Raw genomic sequence first — 17070 nt, 5'->3', positions numbered from 1 at the left:
GAATCCGACAGCTTCAGCGCGACAGGACAACCTGCCAGTCTCAGATTCATGTCAGACATGCCATCGCTTGGCCATCGCTCGTGAGATTTGGCCACGAAATCTGAGACCCTACAAAGACCGCTCAGGTCTGCGCCATGTCCACAAAGCGCGAGTAGTGCCCCTGGAACGCCACGGTGATCGTGGCCGTGGGGCCGTTACGGTGCTTCGCCACGATCAGGTCGGCCTCGCCGGCCCGCGGCGACTCCTTTTCGTAGGCGTCCTCGCGGTGCAGCAGGATGACCATGTCGGCGTCCTGCTCGATGGAACCGGATTCACGCAGGTCGGAGACCATCGGTTTCTTGTCCGTACGCTGCTCGGGACCACGGTTCAGCTGCGAGAGCGCGATGACCGGGAGTTCCAGCTCCTTGGCGAGCAGCTTGAGGTTACGGGACATGTCCGAGACCTCCTGCTGACGGCTCTCCGCGCGCTTGGAACCACCGGACTGCATCAGCTGCAGATAGTCGATGACGACCAGCTTGAGCTCGTTCCGCTGCTTCAGCCGGCGGCACTTGGCGCGGATCTCCATCATCGAGAGGTTCGGTGAGTCGTCGATGTAGAGCGGGGCCGCCGAGACATCCGGCATCCGGCGCGCCAGCCGCGTCCAGTCGTCGTCCGTCATGCTGCCGGAACGCATGTGGTGCAGCGCGACCCGGGCCTCGGCGGACAGCAGACGCATCGCGATTTCGTTGCGCCCCATTTCCAGCGAGAAGATCACGCTCGGCAGGTTGTTCTTGATCGAGCAGGCCCGCGCGAAGTCCAGCGCGAGTGTGGACTTACCCATGGCCGGACGGGCCGCGATCACGATCATCTGGCCCGGATGCAGGCCGTTGGTCAGCGCGTCGAGATCGGTGAACCCCGTCGGCACGCCCGTCATCTGGCCCTGCCGCGAGCCGATCGCCTCGATCTCGTCGAGCGCGCCCTCCATGATGTCGCCGAGCGGCAGATAGTCCTCGCTGGTCCGCTGCTCGGTGACGGCGTAGATCTCCGCCTGGGCCTTGTTGACGATCTCGTCGACGTCGCCGTCGGCGGCGTATCCCATCTGCGTGATCCGGGTGCCGGCCTCGACGAGGCGGCGGAGCACGGCCCGCTCGTGGACGATCTCGGCGTAGTACTCGGCGTTGGCGGCCGTCGGTACGGACTGGACCAGGGTGTGCAGATACGAGGCGCCGCCGACCCGGCCGATCTCGCCGCGCTTGGTCAGCTCGGCCGCGATGGTGATCGGGTCGGCCGGCTCGCCCTTGGCGTACAGGTCGAGAATCGCCTGGAAGATCAACTCATGGGCGGGGCGGTAGAAATCCTCGCCCTTGAGGACCTCGACGACGTCCGCGATGGCGTCCTTGGACAGCAGCATGCCGCCGAGCACGGACTGCTCGGCGTCGAGGTCCTGCGGCGGGACCCGCTCGAAGCCGCCCGCCCAGGAGCCCCCTCCGCCGTCGTCGTCGCGGTCCTGCCGGTCGCCGCGGCCCCGGCCCTTGCCGTCGCCCCGGCGGGCTCGGGCGGCCGGCAGCAGGTCGCTGGGACCGGAGTCCGTCCAGGGGTCGTCCATGGGCTCGGGAATGCTCACCCCGGCACCTCCTCCCGTCCGCGACGCGGACCTTGCTGTGCGGTTCCTTCTTACGGCACAGCCCTGACAATCGAGACGCCCGACTCCGGTTACGGCGCGTCGAGTTCGCGGGGAACTCTCGGCCGGAACAGGCGGCGGGCGCCGGACCACGGTAGGCCCGCGCGCACCGTCCGCCAATCTGGTTATCCACAGGCCGTGTGGATGACCGCCCCATAGCTGTGGAGAACTCCCCGGATCCTGTGCACGGGCTGGGGGAAACTTCTGTGGACAAGCACACAATCACGTCAGCCCCACCCCCCTGACCTGCACTTTTCTCATCCATAGGCTGTGGGGGAGAAAAACTTCGGCAACCTGTTCATGATCGCCGCTTACGGCACACGGGGGACACCCGCACGCAGCGTAAAGTAAGGATCACTACACAGTTGCATCTCTTACCTGTGGACGATTAGATTGCCCCTCATGACACTGGCCCCCGCGACGCCACGGCGCGCCCTCCGCCGCCATGACCGCGAGATCCTCGCGCTGGCGCTGCCCGCCTTCGGGGCCCTCGTCGCGGAACCGCTCTTCGTCATGGTCGACAGCGCCGTCATCGGCCACCTCGGCACCCGCCAACTCGCCGGCCTCGGCGTCGCCGCCGCCCTCCTCACAACCGCCGTCTCGGTCTTCGTCTTCCTCGCCTACGCCACCACCGCCGCGGTCGCCCGCCGGGTCGGCGCCGGCGACCTCCCGGCGGCGATACGCCAGGGCATGGACGGCATCTGGCTCGCCCTGCTGCTCGGCGCCGCGGTCGTCGCCGTCGTCCTGCCCACCGCCCCCTGGCTCGTCGAGCTCTTCGGCGCCTCGCCGTCCGCCGCCCCGTACGCCACGACGTATCTGCGCATCAGCGCGCTCGGCATCCCCGCGATGCTGATCGTCCTCGCCGCCACCGGAGTGCTCCGCGGCCTACAGGACACCAGAACCCCGCTGTACGTCGCCATCGGCGGCTTCACCGCCAACGCGGCCCTCAACGCCGGACTGGTCTACCTCGCCGGGCTCGGCATCGCCGGCTCCGCCTGGGGCACCGTCCTCGCCCAGTGCGGCATGGCCGCGGTCTATCTCACCGTGGTCGTCCGCGGTGCCCGCAGGCATGGCGCCTCGCTCCGCCCGGACGCCGCCGGGATCCGGGCCTGCGCCCAGGCCGGCGTCCCGCTGCTGATCCGGACGCTCTCGCTGCGCGCGGTGCTGATGATCGCCACCGCGGTCGCCGCCCGGCTCGGGGACGCCGAGGTCGCCGCCCACCAGATCGTGCTCTCCCTCTGGTCCCTGCTGTCCTTCGCACTGGACGCGATCGCCATCGCCGGCCAGGCCATCATCGGGCGCTACCTGGGCGCCGGGGACCGCGACGGAGCCCGCGCCGCCTGTCGCCGGATGGCCCAGTGGGGCATCGCCTCCGGCATCGTCCTGGGCGCGCTGGTGGTGCTCGCCCGGCCGCTGTTCATCCCCCTCTTCACCTCCGACCCCGCCGTCCGGCAGCCGCTGTTCACCACGCTCCTGGTCGTGGCGGCCACCCAGCCGGTCGCCGGCATCGTCTTCATCCTCGACGGGGTCCTCATGGGCGCGGGGGACGGGCCCTACCTCGCCGGCGCCATGGTGGTGACGCTGGCCGCATTCGTTCCCGCGGCCCTGGCCGTACCGGCCCTCGGCGGCGGACTGGTCGCGCTGTGGTGGGCCATGGCCCTGATGATGACCGTGCGGATGCTGACATTGTGGTTGCGCACACGCTCCGGACGATGGATTGTGACCGGAGCCTCCCGCTGAAGCACCTACCCAAGCCGGTCGCCGTGCAGATAATGACCTTGTGCGCTCGCTTGCCAGGAAATCCGTCCTGCCCCTGACGCTCTTCATCGTCGGGGCAGCCGCAGTGGTGGGCTACGCGGCGGAGGAGACGCACCCGAACAGAATCACCGGCAGCCACACCGGTTACGGAAAGTCCGGCGAACCCGCCGAAGGCCCCCAGGACCAGGACCCCTCGGCCAGCGCCCCACCCGCGGACGGCAACGCCTACACCCCGCGCCGCACCGAGGAGAACGCCCGGATCGGCACGGTCTTCGAGAAGGACGACCACGGCGCCCACTTCTGCACCGCGAGCGTGGTGCAGAGCCCGGGCCGGAACATGCTGATCACCGCGGCCCACTGTGCCTTCGACGCCGACGCCGGAAAGCCGGTGGACGACCTGGTCTTCGCCCCCGACTACCGCAACGGCGACGAGCCCACCGGCCTGTGGAAGGTCAACAAGGTCGTGGTCGACGACCGCTGGGCCAAGTCGCAGGACGAGGACCTCGACGTCGCCTTCCTCACCCTCGACGCCAAGCAGGGCAAGGAGATCCAGGACGTCCTCGGCGGCAACACCCTCGGCATCGACCGCGGCTTCGACAACGAAGTCAAGATCACCGGCTATCCGACCAGCCGGGACACCCCGATCTCCTGCCAGAACCGCACCACGAAGTTCAGCGACACCCAACTGCGCATCCAGTGCACCGACTTCGAGGGCGGCACCAGCGGCAGCCCATGGCTGGCCGACTACGACCCCAAGAGCCACACCGGCACGGTCATCGGCGTCCTCGGCGGCCACGAAGGCGGCGGCGACGAGGACGATGTCTCCTACGCCGCGTACTTCGACGACGACATCGCCGCCCTCTACAAGCGTGCCCAGGACGAGGGCTGACCTCCGCACCGGATCGTCCGTGCACGGCGAAGGGCCGCACCCCACGAGGGGATGCGGCCCTTCAGCGCTGTGCGGACTGCGCTCAGGCGGCGATGACCTCGACGCCCAGCTTCGCGACGACCTCGGCGTGCAGACGCACCGAGATCTGGTGCGCGCCCAGGGTCTTGATCGGCGAACCGACCTCGACGCGACGCTTGTCGACGTCCGGACCACCGGCGGCCTTGATCGCCGAGGCGATGTCGGCCTGGGTGACGGAGCCGAACAGACGGCCCGCTTCGCCGGCACGCACGGCCAGCTTCACGTTGACGCCCTCGAGCCGAGCCTTGACCTCGTTGGCCTGCTCGATCGTGGCGATCTCGCGGATCTTGCGACCGCGGCGGATCTGCTCGACGTCCTTCTCGCCACCCTTGGTCCAGCGGATCGCGAAACCACGCGGAACCAGGTAGTTGCGGGCGTACCCGTCCTTGACGTCAACGACGTCGCCGGCGGTGCCGAGGCCGGAGACCTCGTGGGTGAGGATGATCTTCATTTGTCGGTCACCCTTCCCTTAGCGCGCGGTGGACGTGTAGGGCAGCAGCGCCATCTCACGGCTGTTCTTCACGGCCGTGGCGACGTCACGCTGGTGCTGAGTGCAGTTGCCGGTGACTCGGCGGGCACGGATCTTGCCACGGTCGGAAATGAACTTCCGCAGCAGGTTCGTGTCCTTGTAGTCGACGTAGGAGATCTTCTCCTTGCAGAACACGCAAACCTTCTTCTTAGGCTTGCGAGCAGGCGGCTTCGCCATTGTCTCTCTCCAGTGAGTTCAAGAAGTGTGTGCTGTCGCCCTTCGGCGCCAGGCCGTTCTCCGACCTCGTTTCACGTGAAACACGCCGTTTCACGTGAAACACCGGCGGGAGAACGCATCGCCCGGGCCTAGAAGGGCGGCTCGTCCGAGTAGCCACCGCCGGAGCCGCCGCCCCAGCCACCGCCGCCACCCTGCTGGCCGCCGCCAGAGGGTCCGCCGGTCGCCCACGGGTCGTCGGCCGGAGCGCCGCCGCCCTGCTGGCCGCCGCCGGGGCCGCCGCCCCAGCCGCCGCCACCCTGACCGCCGCCCTGGCCCCCGCCCTGACCGCCGCCGAAGCCGCCGCCCTGGCCGCCACGACCGCTGGTCTTGGTGACCTTCGCCGTGGCGTTGCGCAGGCTCGCGCCCACTTCCTCGACGTCGAGCTCGTAGACCGTGCGCTTCACACCTTCGCGATCCTCGTACGACCGCTGCTTGAGACGGCCCTGGACGATCACGCGGGTACCCCGCGTAAGGGACTCGGCGACGTTCTCCGCCGCCTGACGCCACACCGAGCAGGTCAGGAACAGGCTCTCGCCGTCCTTCCACTCGTTGGTCTGGCGGTCGAAGGTGCGGGGAGTGGACGCGACGCGGAACTTCGCGACCGCCGCACCGGACGGGGTGAAGCGCAGCTCGGGGTCATCGACAAGATTGCCGACAACCGTGATGACGGTCTCGCCTGCCATTAGGGGAACCTCTCGGCGGGTGTGCTGCTGGCTGCTGGTGTTGCTGCTACTCGGACCCGGTTACCGCTGGACGCGTACGCGCTCAGTGGGTCTCGGGACGGAGGACCTTGGTCCGAAGAACCGACTCGTTCAGGTTCATCTGACGGTCGAGCTCCTTGACGACCGCAGGCTCGGCCTGCAGGTCGATGACCGAGTAGATGCCCTCGGGCTTCTTGTTGATCTCGTACGAGAGACGACGACGGCCCCAGGTGTCGACCTTCTCGACCTTTCCGTTGCCCTCGCGGACGACGGAGAGGAAGTTCTCGATCAGGGGGGCGACAGCGCGCTCCTCAAGATCGGGGTCGAGGATGACCATCACCTCGTAGTGACGCATGGTGAACCCACCTCCTTTGGACTCAGCGGCCACGGTCGTTCCGTGGCAGGAGGGTCGTGATGCGTTCCGCGCCCGGTCCGCGCCGGAGGATCCGGGCAGACATGTGCGCAGACCGTACAGAGTACCTGCCTCCGCGCTTCCGGTTGAAATCCGCCCGCCGGTCCCCCCAATCTGGAACACAACGGGTGTGAGCGGCGCTACAGTGCGCCGCCCTGTAGTCGGAGGTGCCGTATGGCCCAGGCAGCACGGACCCAACGGAATCTGCTCGCGATCCTCAACAGCGACGGACAAACCCATCCCATCGAGAACACCCTCGCTGTCGTGACCTTGGTGCTCGGCGCGATCGCCGCCCTCACAGCGTTCTCTCCCGGCCTGCACCTGGTCAGCTCGTGGGTGGGCCTGATCGGAATCGGCACGGGCCTGTGGGGCCAGTACATCTCCTCGACGACGGCGGAACGCTTCCTTTTGATCATCGGGCTCGGAGCGGCGGCCGTCGGCTTCTACATCGGCCTGGCGCACGGCGGGCTCTTCGGCGGCGTCATCGGCTAGCCCTCCCGGCGCCATACGGAGCCCGGTCCCGTACGGCCCAGACGGGGTGCTCCCCGGTCACAGTAGGCTTCGGCGCGAGAGCCGGAGCCCCGAACCAAGGGGACACACCAGCCGAGGAGCGCCCCGCATGAGCCTGACCCTGAGGACCATCAGTCGAGAGCAGCATCTGGCATACATCCAGAGCCTGCCCGCGGCGAGCCACATGCAGGTCCCGGCCTGGGCTGACGTCAAGGCCGAGTGGCGGTCCGAGAACCTGGGCTGGTTCGACGCGTCCGGCGAGCTGGTCGGCGTCGGTCTGGTCCTGTACCGCCAGCTGCCCAAGATCAAGCGGTACCTCGCATACCTCCCCGAGGGCCCAGTCATCAACTGGTTCACGCCGAATCTCGAGGACTGGCTGCGGCCGATGCTCGACCACCTCAAGCAGCAGGGCGCCTTCTCCGTGAAGATGGGCCCGCCGGTCATCATCCGCCGCTGGGACTCCGCCGCGATCAAGAGCGGCATCCAGAGCCCGGACGTCAAGCGGCTGCGGGACGTCGAGGCCAGCCACATCGAGCCGCGCGCCTTCGAGGTCGCCGACCGCCTGCGCCGCATGGGCTGGCAGCAGGGCGAGGACGGCGGCGCCGGCTTCGGCGATGTGCAGCCCCGCTACGTCTTCCAGGTGCCGCTGGCCGACCGTTCGCTGGAGGAGGTCCACAAGGGCTTCAACCAGCTGTGGCGCCGCAACATCAAGAAGGCCGAGAAGGCCGGCGTCGAGGTCGTCCAGGGCGGCTACGAGGACCTGGCCGAATGGCAGCGGCTCTACGAGATCACCGCCAAGCGCGACCAGTTCCGGCCGCGCCCGCTCAGCTACTTCCAGCGCATGTGGTCCGCCCTCAACTCCGAGGACCCCAACCGCATGCGGCTCTACTTCGCCCGCCATGACGGCGTGAACCTCTCGGCGGCGACCATGCTCGTCGTCGGCGGGCACGTCTGGTACTCGTACGGTGCCTCGGACAACATCGGCCGCGAGGTCCGGCCCTCCAACGCGATGCAGTGGAAGATGCTGCAGGACTCCTACGCCCTCGGCGCCTCCGTCTACGACCTCCGCGGCATCAGCGACTCGCTGGACGAGAACGACCACCTCTTCGGTCTGATCCAGTTCAAGGTCGGCACCGGCGGGCAGGCTGCGGAGTACCTCGGCGAGTGGGACTTCCCGCTCAACAAGCTCCTGCACAAGGCGCTCGACCTCTACATGTCGCGACGCTGACCACCTCACGGCACCGTCCGCACTTCTGACACACCCCACGAGAAAGGTTCCGGGCCGGCCATGGCGCTCACCCTCTACGTCGACACCGCGCGCTGGCGGGCGCATCAGCAGAGCGTTCTCCAGCAGTTCCCCGGGCTCGTCCCGGTCTGCAAGGGCAACGGCTACGGCTTCGGCCACGAACGCCTCGCCGAGGAGGCCACCGGGCTCGGTTCTGACATTCTCGCGGTCGGCACGACCTACGAAGCCGCCCAGATCAAGGACTACTTCAGCGGCGACCTGCTGGTGCTGACGCCGTTCCGGCACGGCGAGGAGCCGGTGCCGCTGCCGGACCGGGCGATCCGCTCGGTCTCCTCGGTCGAGGGCGTGGGCGGGCTGGTCGGTGCCCGGGTCGTCATCGAGGTCATGAGCAGCATGAAGCGGCACGGCGTCAGGCCGGAGGACCTGCCGAAGCTGGCCGCGGGCATCGACGACGTCCGGCTGGAGGGCTTCGCCATCCACCTCCCGCTGGACCGCACCGACGGCTCGGACTCGGTCGACGAGGTCATCGGGTGGATGGACCGGCTGCGGGCCAACCGCCTGCCGCTGCACACCATGTTCGTCAGCCACCTCAAGCCCGACGAGTTCACCCGCCTCCAGCAGCAGTTCCCGCAGACCCGCTTCCGCGCACGCATCGGCACGCGACTCTGGCTCGGCGACCACGAGGCCACCGAGTACCGCGGCTCGGTGCTCGACGTCACCCGCGTCGCCAAGGGTGATCGTTTCGGCTACCGCCAGCAGAAGGCAACCGCCGACGGCTATCTCGTCGTGGTGGCCGGCGGCACCTCGCACGGTGTCGGGCTGGAGTCGCCCAAGGCGCTGCACGGTGTGATGCCGCGCGCCAAGGGTGTGGCCCGCGCCGGCCTGGCGACGGTCAACCGCAATCTCGCGCCGTACGTCTGGGCCGGCAAGCAGCGGTGGTTCGCCGAGCCTCCGCACATGCAGGTGTCGATCCTCTTCGTGCCGGCGGACGCCCCCGAGCCCAAGGTGGGCGAGGAACTGGTGGCCCACCTCCGGCACACCACCACGCAGTACGACCGCCTCGTGGAGCGCTGAGGCGCCCGGCCCGGCACACACCGACGCCGGGGGCCCGGTGCCGCGGAGACTCCGCCGCACCGGGCCCCCGGCGTTTTTCGCTGCTCCTGCTCAGTCCCGTGCGATGCCCCAGCGGACCCGTGGCGCCGCCTCGAAGTGCACCGCGTGCCGTGGCGCGTGGTGCGCCCGGCCGAGCACGAACACATCGCGGCTCCGGTCCAGCACGCCTCCCGACGGGTCGTCGTCCCCGTCCCGGCGGACCACGTCGCGCTCCGGCAGCAGGATGTCCCGGACGACCACGGCACACAGATAGAGCGTGCCGAGGAGGTGCAGCGCGATGGCCAGCTGGTAGCCCTCCGGCGGCAGTCCCTGGTGCTTGTCGCCGTTGCCGGTGTAGGCCAGGTACATCCAGATGCCCAGGAAGTACATCACCTCGCACGCCTGCCAGATGAGGAAGTCCCGCCACCGCGGGCGGGCCAGTGCCGCGAGCGGGATCAACCACAGGACGTACTGCGGCGAATAGACCTTGTTGGTGAGGATGAACAGCGCCACGACGAGGAAGGCGAGCTGTGCGAAGCGGGGCCGGCGGGGTGCGTAGAGGGTCAGCAGCGCAAGGGCGCCGCAGCCCAGGACCATCAGCAGCGACGCGTAGAGATTGGCGTTCTCCAACGGATTGCCGGTGCGCTGCGAGATCAGCAGCCAGACCGAACCGAAGTCGATGGGCCGCTCCTGGCTGAAGGTGTAGAACTTCGCCCAGCCCTCGCGGATGTGGAAGCCGGACGCGTCGTGGGTGATCATCACCGGCAGATTCACCACCAGCCACGCCACCACCGCGCCGACAACCGCCCGACCGTACGCGCGCCATGCCCCCGCCCGCCAGCACAGCACCAGCAGCGGGCCCAGCAGCAGTACCGGGTACAGCTTGGCCGCGGTCGCCAGCCCGATCAGGACACCGGACGCCAGCGGGCGGCTGCGTGACCACATCAGCATCCCCGCGGCGGTCAGCGCGACCGCCAGCAGGTCCCAGTTGATGGTCGCGGTGAGAGCGAAGGCCGGCGCGAGCGCCACCAGCAGCCCGTCCCAGGGGCGCCGCGGGTGGGTACGCGTCACGCAGACCGCGATGACGGCCGCACAGACCATCAGCATGCCGGCGTTGACCAGCCAGTAGATCTGCTCCCGGTCCTGGATCGCCCCGCTGTGCGGCGTCAACCAGGAGGCGACCTCCATGAAGAGCCCGGTCAGCACCGGGTACTCCAGATACTGCATGTCGCCGGGCAGCCTGTCGAAGTACGGGATCAGCCCGTCGGCGAAGCCCCGGCCCGCGTAGAGGTGAGGGATGTCCGAGTAGCAGGCATGGACGTACTGGCTGGTGGCACCGAAGAACCAACCGCCGTTGTAGCAGGGCAGCTTCTGCACCATGCCGAGCGCGAACATACCGATGGCGACGAGCGCGATGACCCGCACCGGCGTCAGCCGGGACGCCCCGAGCAGCGCGCGCCGGCCGATCGGTCCGCCGATCAGCTCGCTGCCGGCCGCGGCCACCTCATCCCGTTTCGTCGGCCGTACGGGCTCGTCCTGTCGCAGGCTCGTCATGGCCCCATCCTGCCGTACGGGGCGGGGACGAACGCGACGAAGCCCCCGCCCGGTGAATCCGGGTCGGGGGCTTCGTGGAGCCATGTTTCACGTGAAACGGCCGGTCATCTGCCGCCGTGTTTCACGTGAAACGCTCAGGGACTTTCGCCGCCGGTGGGCCCGCCGAAGATTCCTCCTCCGCTGTTCCCGCCGCTGGTCGGGTCCGGTGTCGTGGGAGGCGTGCCTCCGGTGTCACCACCCGGGCCGCCGGGGCCACCGCCCGTGCCACCACCGGGGCCCCCACCGTGGTTCTTGCAGTGGATGTCCCAGGGGGAGCAGCTCTGCGTCGGTGTCGGGCTCGCGCTCTGCGACGGAGTGGCCGAGCTGCTGGGCGATCCCGACGGGGTCGGCGACGCGGTGCTCGGGGTGGGCGTCGGCGTGGGCGACGGCATCCCGGGCTCGTTGATGACCTGGCCGATCGGGTCGGCCGCCGGGAACGGCAGCGGGGGAAGACCCTGCATCGCCTGCAGCATGTACTGCGTCCACACCTCCGTGGGCAGCGCGCCACCGTGGATGGAGTCGAAGCCGCCGACACCGTTCATGGACAGCTGGCGCGGGTTCTGGGCGTCCTCACGGAACATGGTGATGGCCGTCGACAGCTGCTTGGTGTAGCCGACGAACCAGGCCGACTTGTTCTCGTCCGTGGTCCCCGTCTTGCCCGCGGCCGGCATGTCGAGCTTCTTCGCTTGCTGGCCCGTGCCGTTCTTGACCACGTTCTCCAGCACATCGGTGACGTTGTTGGCGATGTTCGCATCGATCGCCGACGCGTGCGGCGTCGGCTTGTCGAAGCCGGACAGCTCCTTGCCCTCCGAGATCACCTTGGTCACCGAGTACGGCTCCGCCTGCGTACCGGAGGCGGCGAAGGTGGCGTAGGCGTCGGCCATCCGGATCGCGCTCGGCGTGGATGTCCCCAGCGCGAAGGACGGGTTGAGGTTCCGGTCGAAGCTGGACGGTGCGATGCCCGCGGCCTGCGCCATATCCCGCACCTTGTCCATCCCGACATCCATGCCGAGCTGTACGAACGGGGTGTTGACCGACTGCTCCATCGCCTTCCGCAAGGTGATGTAGCCCCAGGGATAGTTGCTCTCGTTCACCTGGTAGAAGGGCGTGTTGTCCTTCTTGAGGACAAAGCTGCCGTCCGCGTTCTTCACCTTGAGATGGTCGTCGCCGTTGTACTTGCTGTCCGGCGAGAGCGGCTGGTCGCTGCCGGCCTTCCCGTACTTCATCGCCGCGGCCAGGACGAACGGCTTCCAGGTCGAACCGACCGGCACTCCGTAGGTGTCGGCGTTGTTGCTGAAGTGCCCCTTGTCGTAGCCGTCGCCGCCGTAGAGGGCCACGATCTTGCCGTCGCCCGGCACCACCGAAGCAGCGCCGAACTGGACGTACTTGTCCTTTTCCGGCCGCTTCTTCGGATCGATGTAGCGGTCGTCGACCTTCTTCACCGCGGCGGCGAGTTCCTTGGTCTTCTTCTGGTCGAAGGTCGTCCGGATCGTGTAGCCGCCCTTGTCGAAGCGGGCCTCAGGAATGTCCGGCCGGTGCTTGAGGACGTACTTCTTGGCGACGTCGATCAGATAGCCGATCTGCCCGCCCTTGCTGGCCCCCGCCTTGGGCTGCTGCGGCATGGGGAAGCCCTTGGCCTTCCACTGGGCCTCCTCCGCCGGCTTCAAGTGGCCGTTCGCCACCATGCGGTCGAGGATCCACGCCCAACGCTCCTTGGCCCGCTGGGTGTTGAGGGCCGGAGTGGCGTTCGCGCCGATACCGCCCGCCGGGTCGTAGAGGTTGGCGCCCTTGAGCGTGGCGGCCAGGAAGGCCGACTCGCTCGGGTTCAACTTGGAGGCGTCCTTCCCGAAGTAGGCCTGGGCCGCCGCCTGGATCCCGTAGGCCCCCCGACCGAAGTAGCTGGTGTTCAGGTAGCCGGCGAGGATCTGGTCCTTCGACTGCTTCCAGCCCACCTTGATCGAGATGAAAAGTTCCTTGAACTTCCGGTCCAGGGTCTGTTCCTGGCTCAGCATCGCGTTCTTGACGTACTGCTGAGTGATGGTCGAGCCACCCTGGGTGTCGCCGCCCCGCGCCATGTTGAACAGGGCCCGGAGGATACCCATCGGGTCCACACCGTGGTCCTGACGGAAGGAGGCGTTCTCTGCCGAAATCACCGCATTCTGCATGGAAAGCGGGATCTCGCTTATGTCGACCAGCTGCCGGTTGGTCTCCCCGTCACGGGCCATGACCTTGCCGTCGGCCCAGAGGTAGACGTTGTTCTGCGACTTGGCAGCCTGGTTCACGTTGGGCACCTGCACCAGCGCGAGACCGACGCCGGCCACCCCCACGACCAGGCCGGCGACCGCGACGCACATGCTGGCGACCTGTTTCCAGGACGGCATCCACCGCTTCCAGCCGGTGTGGTTGGACCGCGGGTAGTCGATGAAACGCTTCCTGGGCGGCTTTCCGCCACCCAGGCCGCGTCCACGGCCCCCTTCGCCGCCACCGCCTCCGCCACGGCGGCCGCCGCCATGGCCGACACCGCCTCCGGAAGCCATTGCCGCGGCATCGGGCTGCCGCCGGCGTCCGCCTCGTTGGGCGGCCCGGCGGGCCTCGGCGCGTCCGCCCGGCCGCGGCTGCGGCGGCGGAGGCGTGGCGCCAGCACCCTGCGGCGGCACAGCACGGCGTCCGGTGGACGGTGCGGCGCGTCTGGCAGCGGCACGCCCGCCACCATTCGGCTGGGGTGGTTTGCGACGGTGCTCGCTCATGGAACGAATACTCCTCGGGCAGGCGCGCTTTCTCGTCGCCTGAAGGCGGCTGTTGTCATCAGGTCCCCCCGATGCACGACCCGTTCCTGACGCGCGGGCCGCACTACACCGAGGTCAGGGACGTCACGTATAGGCCCACGGTTCCCGGCAGTCTGCATGCCGCACAGACTACGCACGGCCAAAACCTGCCCAGCGTTGAAATTCACTCCAAAACAGTCAGGTTGCGTCGCACGAATAAGTGATGTGACGCCGTTCACCGTCCGACCACTTGTTCCGCCCAGGGTGCCGATCTATCGTCTGGATGTATCGAGTCGATACATCAGCACGAGACAAAGACCGCACAGGGCCCAGGAGGCGGAGGATGAGCAGGCGTTCCGGCATCCTCGAGTTCGCCGTCCTCGGCCTGCTCCGGGAATCCCCCATGCACGGTTACGAGTTGCGCAAGCGGCTCAACACCTCACTCGGGGTCTTCCGCGCGTTCAGCTACGGCACCCTCTACCCCTGCCTCAAGACACTTGTCGCGAACGGCTGGTTGGTGGAGGAAACGGGCGGCGCCCCGGAGGGCGTTCCCCCCACGGCGCTGACCGGACGCCGAGCCAAGATCGTCTACCGGCTGACCCCGGCGGGCAAGGAGCAGTTCGAGGAGCTGCTCAGCCACTCCGGGCCGGACGCCTGGGAGGACGAGCACTTCGGTGTCCGCTTCGCGTTCTTCGGCCAGACGTCGCGGGACGTGCGGATGCGCGTACTGGAAGGCCGCCGCAGCCGGCTGGAGGAGCGCCTGGAGAAAATGCGCACCTCCCTGGCCAGAACCCGCGAGCGGCTGGACGACTACACCCTCGAACTGCAGCGGCACGGCATGGAGTCCGTGGAGCGCGAGGTCCGTTGGCTGAACGAGCTCATCGAGAGTGAGCGCGCCGGCCGCGACCAGCGCACATCGGACTCCGCGGCACAGGACGAGAGCAACCAGTCAAAAGATGCGGGCGGCCTGCCCCGGCACCGGGGTGGTTCCCGGCCGGATCCGTCCGAATGACACCACCACATGAGGCCCTGCCGTACAGGCCCTCATCGAGATCACAGGGAGCAACCGGAATGGGTTCGGTTCGCGTAGCCATTGTCGGCGTGGGCAACTGCGCCGCCTCGCTGGTACAGGGCGTCGAGTACTACAAGGACGCCGACCCCGACAACCGCGTGCCCGGCCTCATGCACGTGCAGTTCGGCGACTACCACGTCCGTGACATCGAGTTCGTGGCCGCCTTCGACGTCGACGCCAAGAAGGTCGGCCTGGACCTCGCCGACGCCATCGGCGCCAGCGAGAACAACACCATCAAGATCTGCGACGTGCCGAACGCCGGCGTCCGGGTCCAGCGCGGCCACACCCTCGACGGCCTCGGCAAGTACTACCGGGAGACGATCGAGGAGTCCCCGGAGGCCCCGGTCGACATCGTCCAGGTCCTCAAGGACAAGCAGGTCGACGTCCTGGTCTGCTACCTCCCTGTTGGCTCCGAGGACGCGGCGAAGTACTACGCCCAGTGCGCCATCGACGCCAAGGTCGCGTTCGTCAACGCCCTCCCGGTCTTCATCGCCGGCACCAAGGAGTGGGCGGACAAGTTCACCGAGGCCGGTGTGCCGATCGTCGGGGACGACATCAAGTCGCAGGTCGGCGCCACCATCACGCACCGTGTGATGGCCAAGCTCTTCGAGGACCGGGGCGTCATCCTGGACCGCACGATGCAGCTGAACGTCGGCGGCAACATGGACTTCAAGAACATGCTGGAGCGCGACCGCCTGGAGTCCAAGAAGATCTCCAAGACGCAGGCCGTCACCTCCCAGATCCCCGACCGCGAGCTGGGCGAGAAGAACGTCCACATCGGCCCGTCCGACTACGTCGCCTGGCTGGACGACCGCAAGTGGGCCTACGTCCGCCTGGAGGGCCGTGCCTTCGGTGACGTCCCGCTGAACCTGGAGTACAAGCTCGAGGTCTGGGACTCCCCGAACTCCGCGGGTGTCATCATCGACGCGCTGCGCGCCGCCAAGATCGCCAAGGACCGCGGCATCGGCGGCCCGATCCTCTCCGCCTCCTCGTACTTCATGAAGTCGCCGCCGGTGCAGTACTTCGACGACGAGGCCCGGGAGAACGTCGAGAAGTTCATCCGGGGCGAGGTCGAGCGCTGACCGCTCCCGCATCCTCACTTCGCCGGCCTCCGGGTATTCCTCCCGGAGGCCGGCGGGCTGTGTGAGGCTGTGCCTCATGCATGCTGTGCGCGATCTCCGCGTGTTACTCCGCCTGCGCGACTTCCGTTCGCTCCTTGCCGCACGGCTTCTCTCCCAGGCCGCCGACGGGGTGTTCCAGGCAGCGCTCGCCACCTTCGTCATCTTCTCGCCCGAGAAACAGGCGTCGCCCGAGGCGATCGCCTCCGCCATGGCGATCCTGCTGCTGCCGTACTCCCTCCTCGGACCGTTCACCGGCGTCCTGCTGGACCGCTGGCGCCGGCGACAGGTCCTGCTCTACGGCAACCTGCTGCGCACCCTGCTCGCCGCGCTCACCGCGGTACTGATCGCGCTACAGGTCCCGGACTGGCTCTTCTACGTCTCCGCGCTGTGCGTGACCGCGGTGAACCGCTTCGTCCTGGCCGGGCTTTCGGCCGCCCTGCCGCGGGTGGTCGACGGCGGCCAGCAGCTCGTGATGGCCAACTCCCTTGCCCCCACGGCCGGAACGCTCGCCATGACCGCCGGCGGCGGACTCGCCTTCGCCATCCGGCTGGCCGGCGCGGACGTGGACGTCATCGTGGTGCTGCTCGCCGCACTGCTGTATCTCTGCTCCGCCCTCACCGCCCTGCGGATGACTCCGCAACTGCTCGGGCCCGATCCGTCCGTACTCCAACCCCGCCTGAAAGAAGCACTGTTCAGCACCGCGCGGGGGCTGGTGGAGGGGCTGCGTCATCTCGCCGCGCGCCCCACGCCGTCCGGTGCGCTCACCGCGATGACGCTGGTCCGCTTCTGCTACGGCGCGCTGACGGTCATGGTGCTGATGCTGTGCCGCTACGCCTGGTCCAGCAGCACGTCCAAGGGCCTGGCGCTGCTCGGCGTGACCGTCGCCGTGTCGGGAGCCGGGTTCTTCGCGGCCGCGGTGGTCACGCCCTCGGCGGTCGGGCGCCTCGGCGCCTTCGGCTGGATGGCCTGCTGCGCCGCCTCGGGCGCGGTCCTGGCCCCCGCACTCGGACTGTTCTTCCGGCCGGCGCCGATGCTGGTGGCCGCGTTCGTCCTCGGCCTGGGCACCCAAGGCACCAAGATCACCACGGACACGGTGGTCCAGTCCTCGATCGACGACGCCTTCCGCGGCCGCGTATTCGCCATCTACGACGTGCTGTTCAACGTCGCGTTCGTCGGCGCCGCCGCGGTGGCCGCCCTGATGCTGCCGCCCGACGGGCGCTCGGCAGTACTGATCATCGCGGTCGCCGCGCTCTACGCCGTGGTCGCCACAGCCCTGGCCCGCTTCGCACACCGTGGAGCTCATTGAACGCTCCGGCGGACTGCCGCCCTCGCCCGAGCAATGCCACCCCGCCGGAGCAGATACCTTACGGGGCGTCATTCACACGTTCGGACAGATCACTTCCGGACGCACCACCATCGGGGGATTCC

At 68.4% G+C, this 17070-nt stretch carries 15 protein-coding genes; 8 read left to right on the top strand and 7 right to left on the bottom strand.

Annotated features, from left to right (window positions below; all coding sequences use genetic code 11):
* Nucleotides 1-121: 121 nt before the first annotated feature.
* On the bottom strand, nucleotides 122-1603 hold the full coding sequence (gene dnaB, locus K2224_RS06665) for a replicative DNA helicase (protein ID WP_221905701.1): 1482 nt from the start codon (nucleotides 1601-1603) through the stop codon (nucleotides 122-124).
* 459 nt (nucleotides 1604-2062) lie between these two features.
* Between dnaB and K2224_RS06660 the strand changes: the two genes are divergently transcribed.
* Nucleotides 2063-3400, top strand: a complete 1338-nt coding sequence (locus K2224_RS06660) for an MATE family efflux transporter (protein WP_221905700.1) — start codon at nucleotides 2063-2065, stop codon at nucleotides 3398-3400.
* Nucleotides 3401-3440: 40 nt separating this feature from the next.
* A complete protein-coding gene (locus K2224_RS06655; RefSeq protein WP_221905699.1) occupies nucleotides 3441-4307 on the top strand; it encodes a serine protease in 867 nt (288 codons plus the stop codon).
* A gap of 82 nt (nucleotides 4308-4389) precedes the next feature.
* Here the strand turns inward: K2224_RS06655 and rplI are convergent, their stop codons facing one another.
* The 4 genes from rplI to rpsF all read right to left on the bottom strand — a co-directional run bounded on the left by rplI (nucleotide 4390) and on the right by rpsF (nucleotide 6186).
* Nucleotides 4390-4836 (bottom strand): 50S ribosomal protein L9, encoded by a 447-nt coding sequence (gene rplI / locus K2224_RS06650; RefSeq protein ID WP_018542657.1) that lies wholly within the window; start codon nucleotides 4834-4836, stop codon nucleotides 4390-4392.
* A gap of 18 nt (nucleotides 4837-4854) precedes the next feature.
* The gene (rpsR, locus tag K2224_RS06645; protein WP_003978893.1) at nucleotides 4855-5091 is read right to left on the bottom strand and encodes a 30S ribosomal protein S18; all 237 of its coding nucleotides are present in this window, start codon (nucleotides 5089-5091) and stop codon (nucleotides 4855-4857) included.
* A 128-nt stretch (nucleotides 5092-5219) separates the two neighbouring features.
* On the bottom strand, nucleotides 5220-5813 hold the full coding sequence (locus K2224_RS06640; protein WP_018542658.1) for a single-stranded DNA-binding protein: 594 nt from the start codon (nucleotides 5811-5813) through the stop codon (nucleotides 5220-5222).
* A gap of 82 nt (nucleotides 5814-5895) precedes the next feature.
* Nucleotides 5896-6186 (bottom strand): 30S ribosomal protein S6, encoded by a 291-nt coding sequence (gene rpsF, locus K2224_RS06635; protein ID WP_018542659.1) that lies wholly within the window; start codon nucleotides 6184-6186, stop codon nucleotides 5896-5898.
* A 231-nt stretch (nucleotides 6187-6417) separates the two neighbouring features.
* Here rpsF and K2224_RS06630 point away from each other — a divergent pair, with 231 nt between their 5' ends.
* The 3 genes from K2224_RS06630 (at nucleotide 6418) to K2224_RS06620 (ending at nucleotide 9073) form a co-directional block, all read left to right on the top strand.
* On the top strand, nucleotides 6418-6735 hold the full coding sequence (locus tag K2224_RS06630; RefSeq protein ID WP_221905698.1) for a hypothetical protein: 318 nt from the start codon (nucleotides 6418-6420) through the stop codon (nucleotides 6733-6735).
* A 127-nt stretch (nucleotides 6736-6862) separates the two neighbouring features.
* Nucleotides 6863-7981: a peptidoglycan bridge formation glycyltransferase FemA/FemB family protein gene (locus K2224_RS06625; protein ID WP_221905697.1), complete on the top strand. Its 1119-nt coding sequence runs from the start codon at nucleotides 6863-6865 to the stop codon at nucleotides 7979-7981.
* Nucleotides 7982-8041: 60 nt separating this feature from the next.
* Nucleotides 8042-9073 (top strand): alanine racemase, encoded by a 1032-nt coding sequence (locus tag K2224_RS06620; RefSeq protein WP_221905696.1) that lies wholly within the window; start codon nucleotides 8042-8044, stop codon nucleotides 9071-9073.
* Nucleotides 9074-9163: 90 nt separating this feature from the next.
* Here the strand turns inward: K2224_RS06620 and K2224_RS06615 are convergent, their stop codons facing one another.
* The gene (locus K2224_RS06615; protein WP_221905695.1) at nucleotides 9164-10645 is read right to left on the bottom strand and encodes a glycosyltransferase family 87 protein; all 1482 of its coding nucleotides are present in this window, start codon (nucleotides 10643-10645) and stop codon (nucleotides 9164-9166) included.
* Between the two features lie 134 nt (nucleotides 10646-10779).
* On the bottom strand, nucleotides 10780-13431 hold the full coding sequence (locus K2224_RS06610) for a transglycosylase domain-containing protein (RefSeq protein WP_399017852.1): 2652 nt from the start codon (nucleotides 13429-13431) through the stop codon (nucleotides 10780-10782).
* A 361-nt stretch (nucleotides 13432-13792) separates the two neighbouring features.
* On the opposite strand from K2224_RS06610, the gene K2224_RS06605 reads away from it, so the two are divergent.
* From K2224_RS06605 to K2224_RS06595, 3 genes are all read left to right on the top strand, one after another.
* On the top strand, nucleotides 13793-14461 hold the full coding sequence (locus K2224_RS06605; protein ID WP_221905693.1) for a PadR family transcriptional regulator: 669 nt from the start codon (nucleotides 13793-13795) through the stop codon (nucleotides 14459-14461).
* 59 nt (nucleotides 14462-14520) lie between these two features.
* On the top strand, nucleotides 14521-15603 hold the full coding sequence (locus K2224_RS06600) for an inositol-3-phosphate synthase (RefSeq protein WP_221905692.1): 1083 nt from the start codon (nucleotides 14521-14523) through the stop codon (nucleotides 15601-15603).
* 76 nt (nucleotides 15604-15679) lie between these two features.
* A complete protein-coding gene (locus tag K2224_RS06595) occupies nucleotides 15680-16948 on the top strand; it encodes an MFS transporter (protein WP_221905691.1) in 1269 nt (422 codons plus the stop codon).
* Nucleotides 16949-17070: the final 122 nt, after the last annotated feature.

The sequence above is a fragment of the Streptomyces sp. BHT-5-2 genome, assembly GCF_019774615.1.
Lineage (GTDB): Bacteria > Actinomycetota > Actinomycetes > Streptomycetales > Streptomycetaceae > Streptomyces.
The sequence above is the reverse complement of the archived record's forward strand: the minus strand, read 5'-3'. Positions and strand labels throughout refer to the sequence as shown.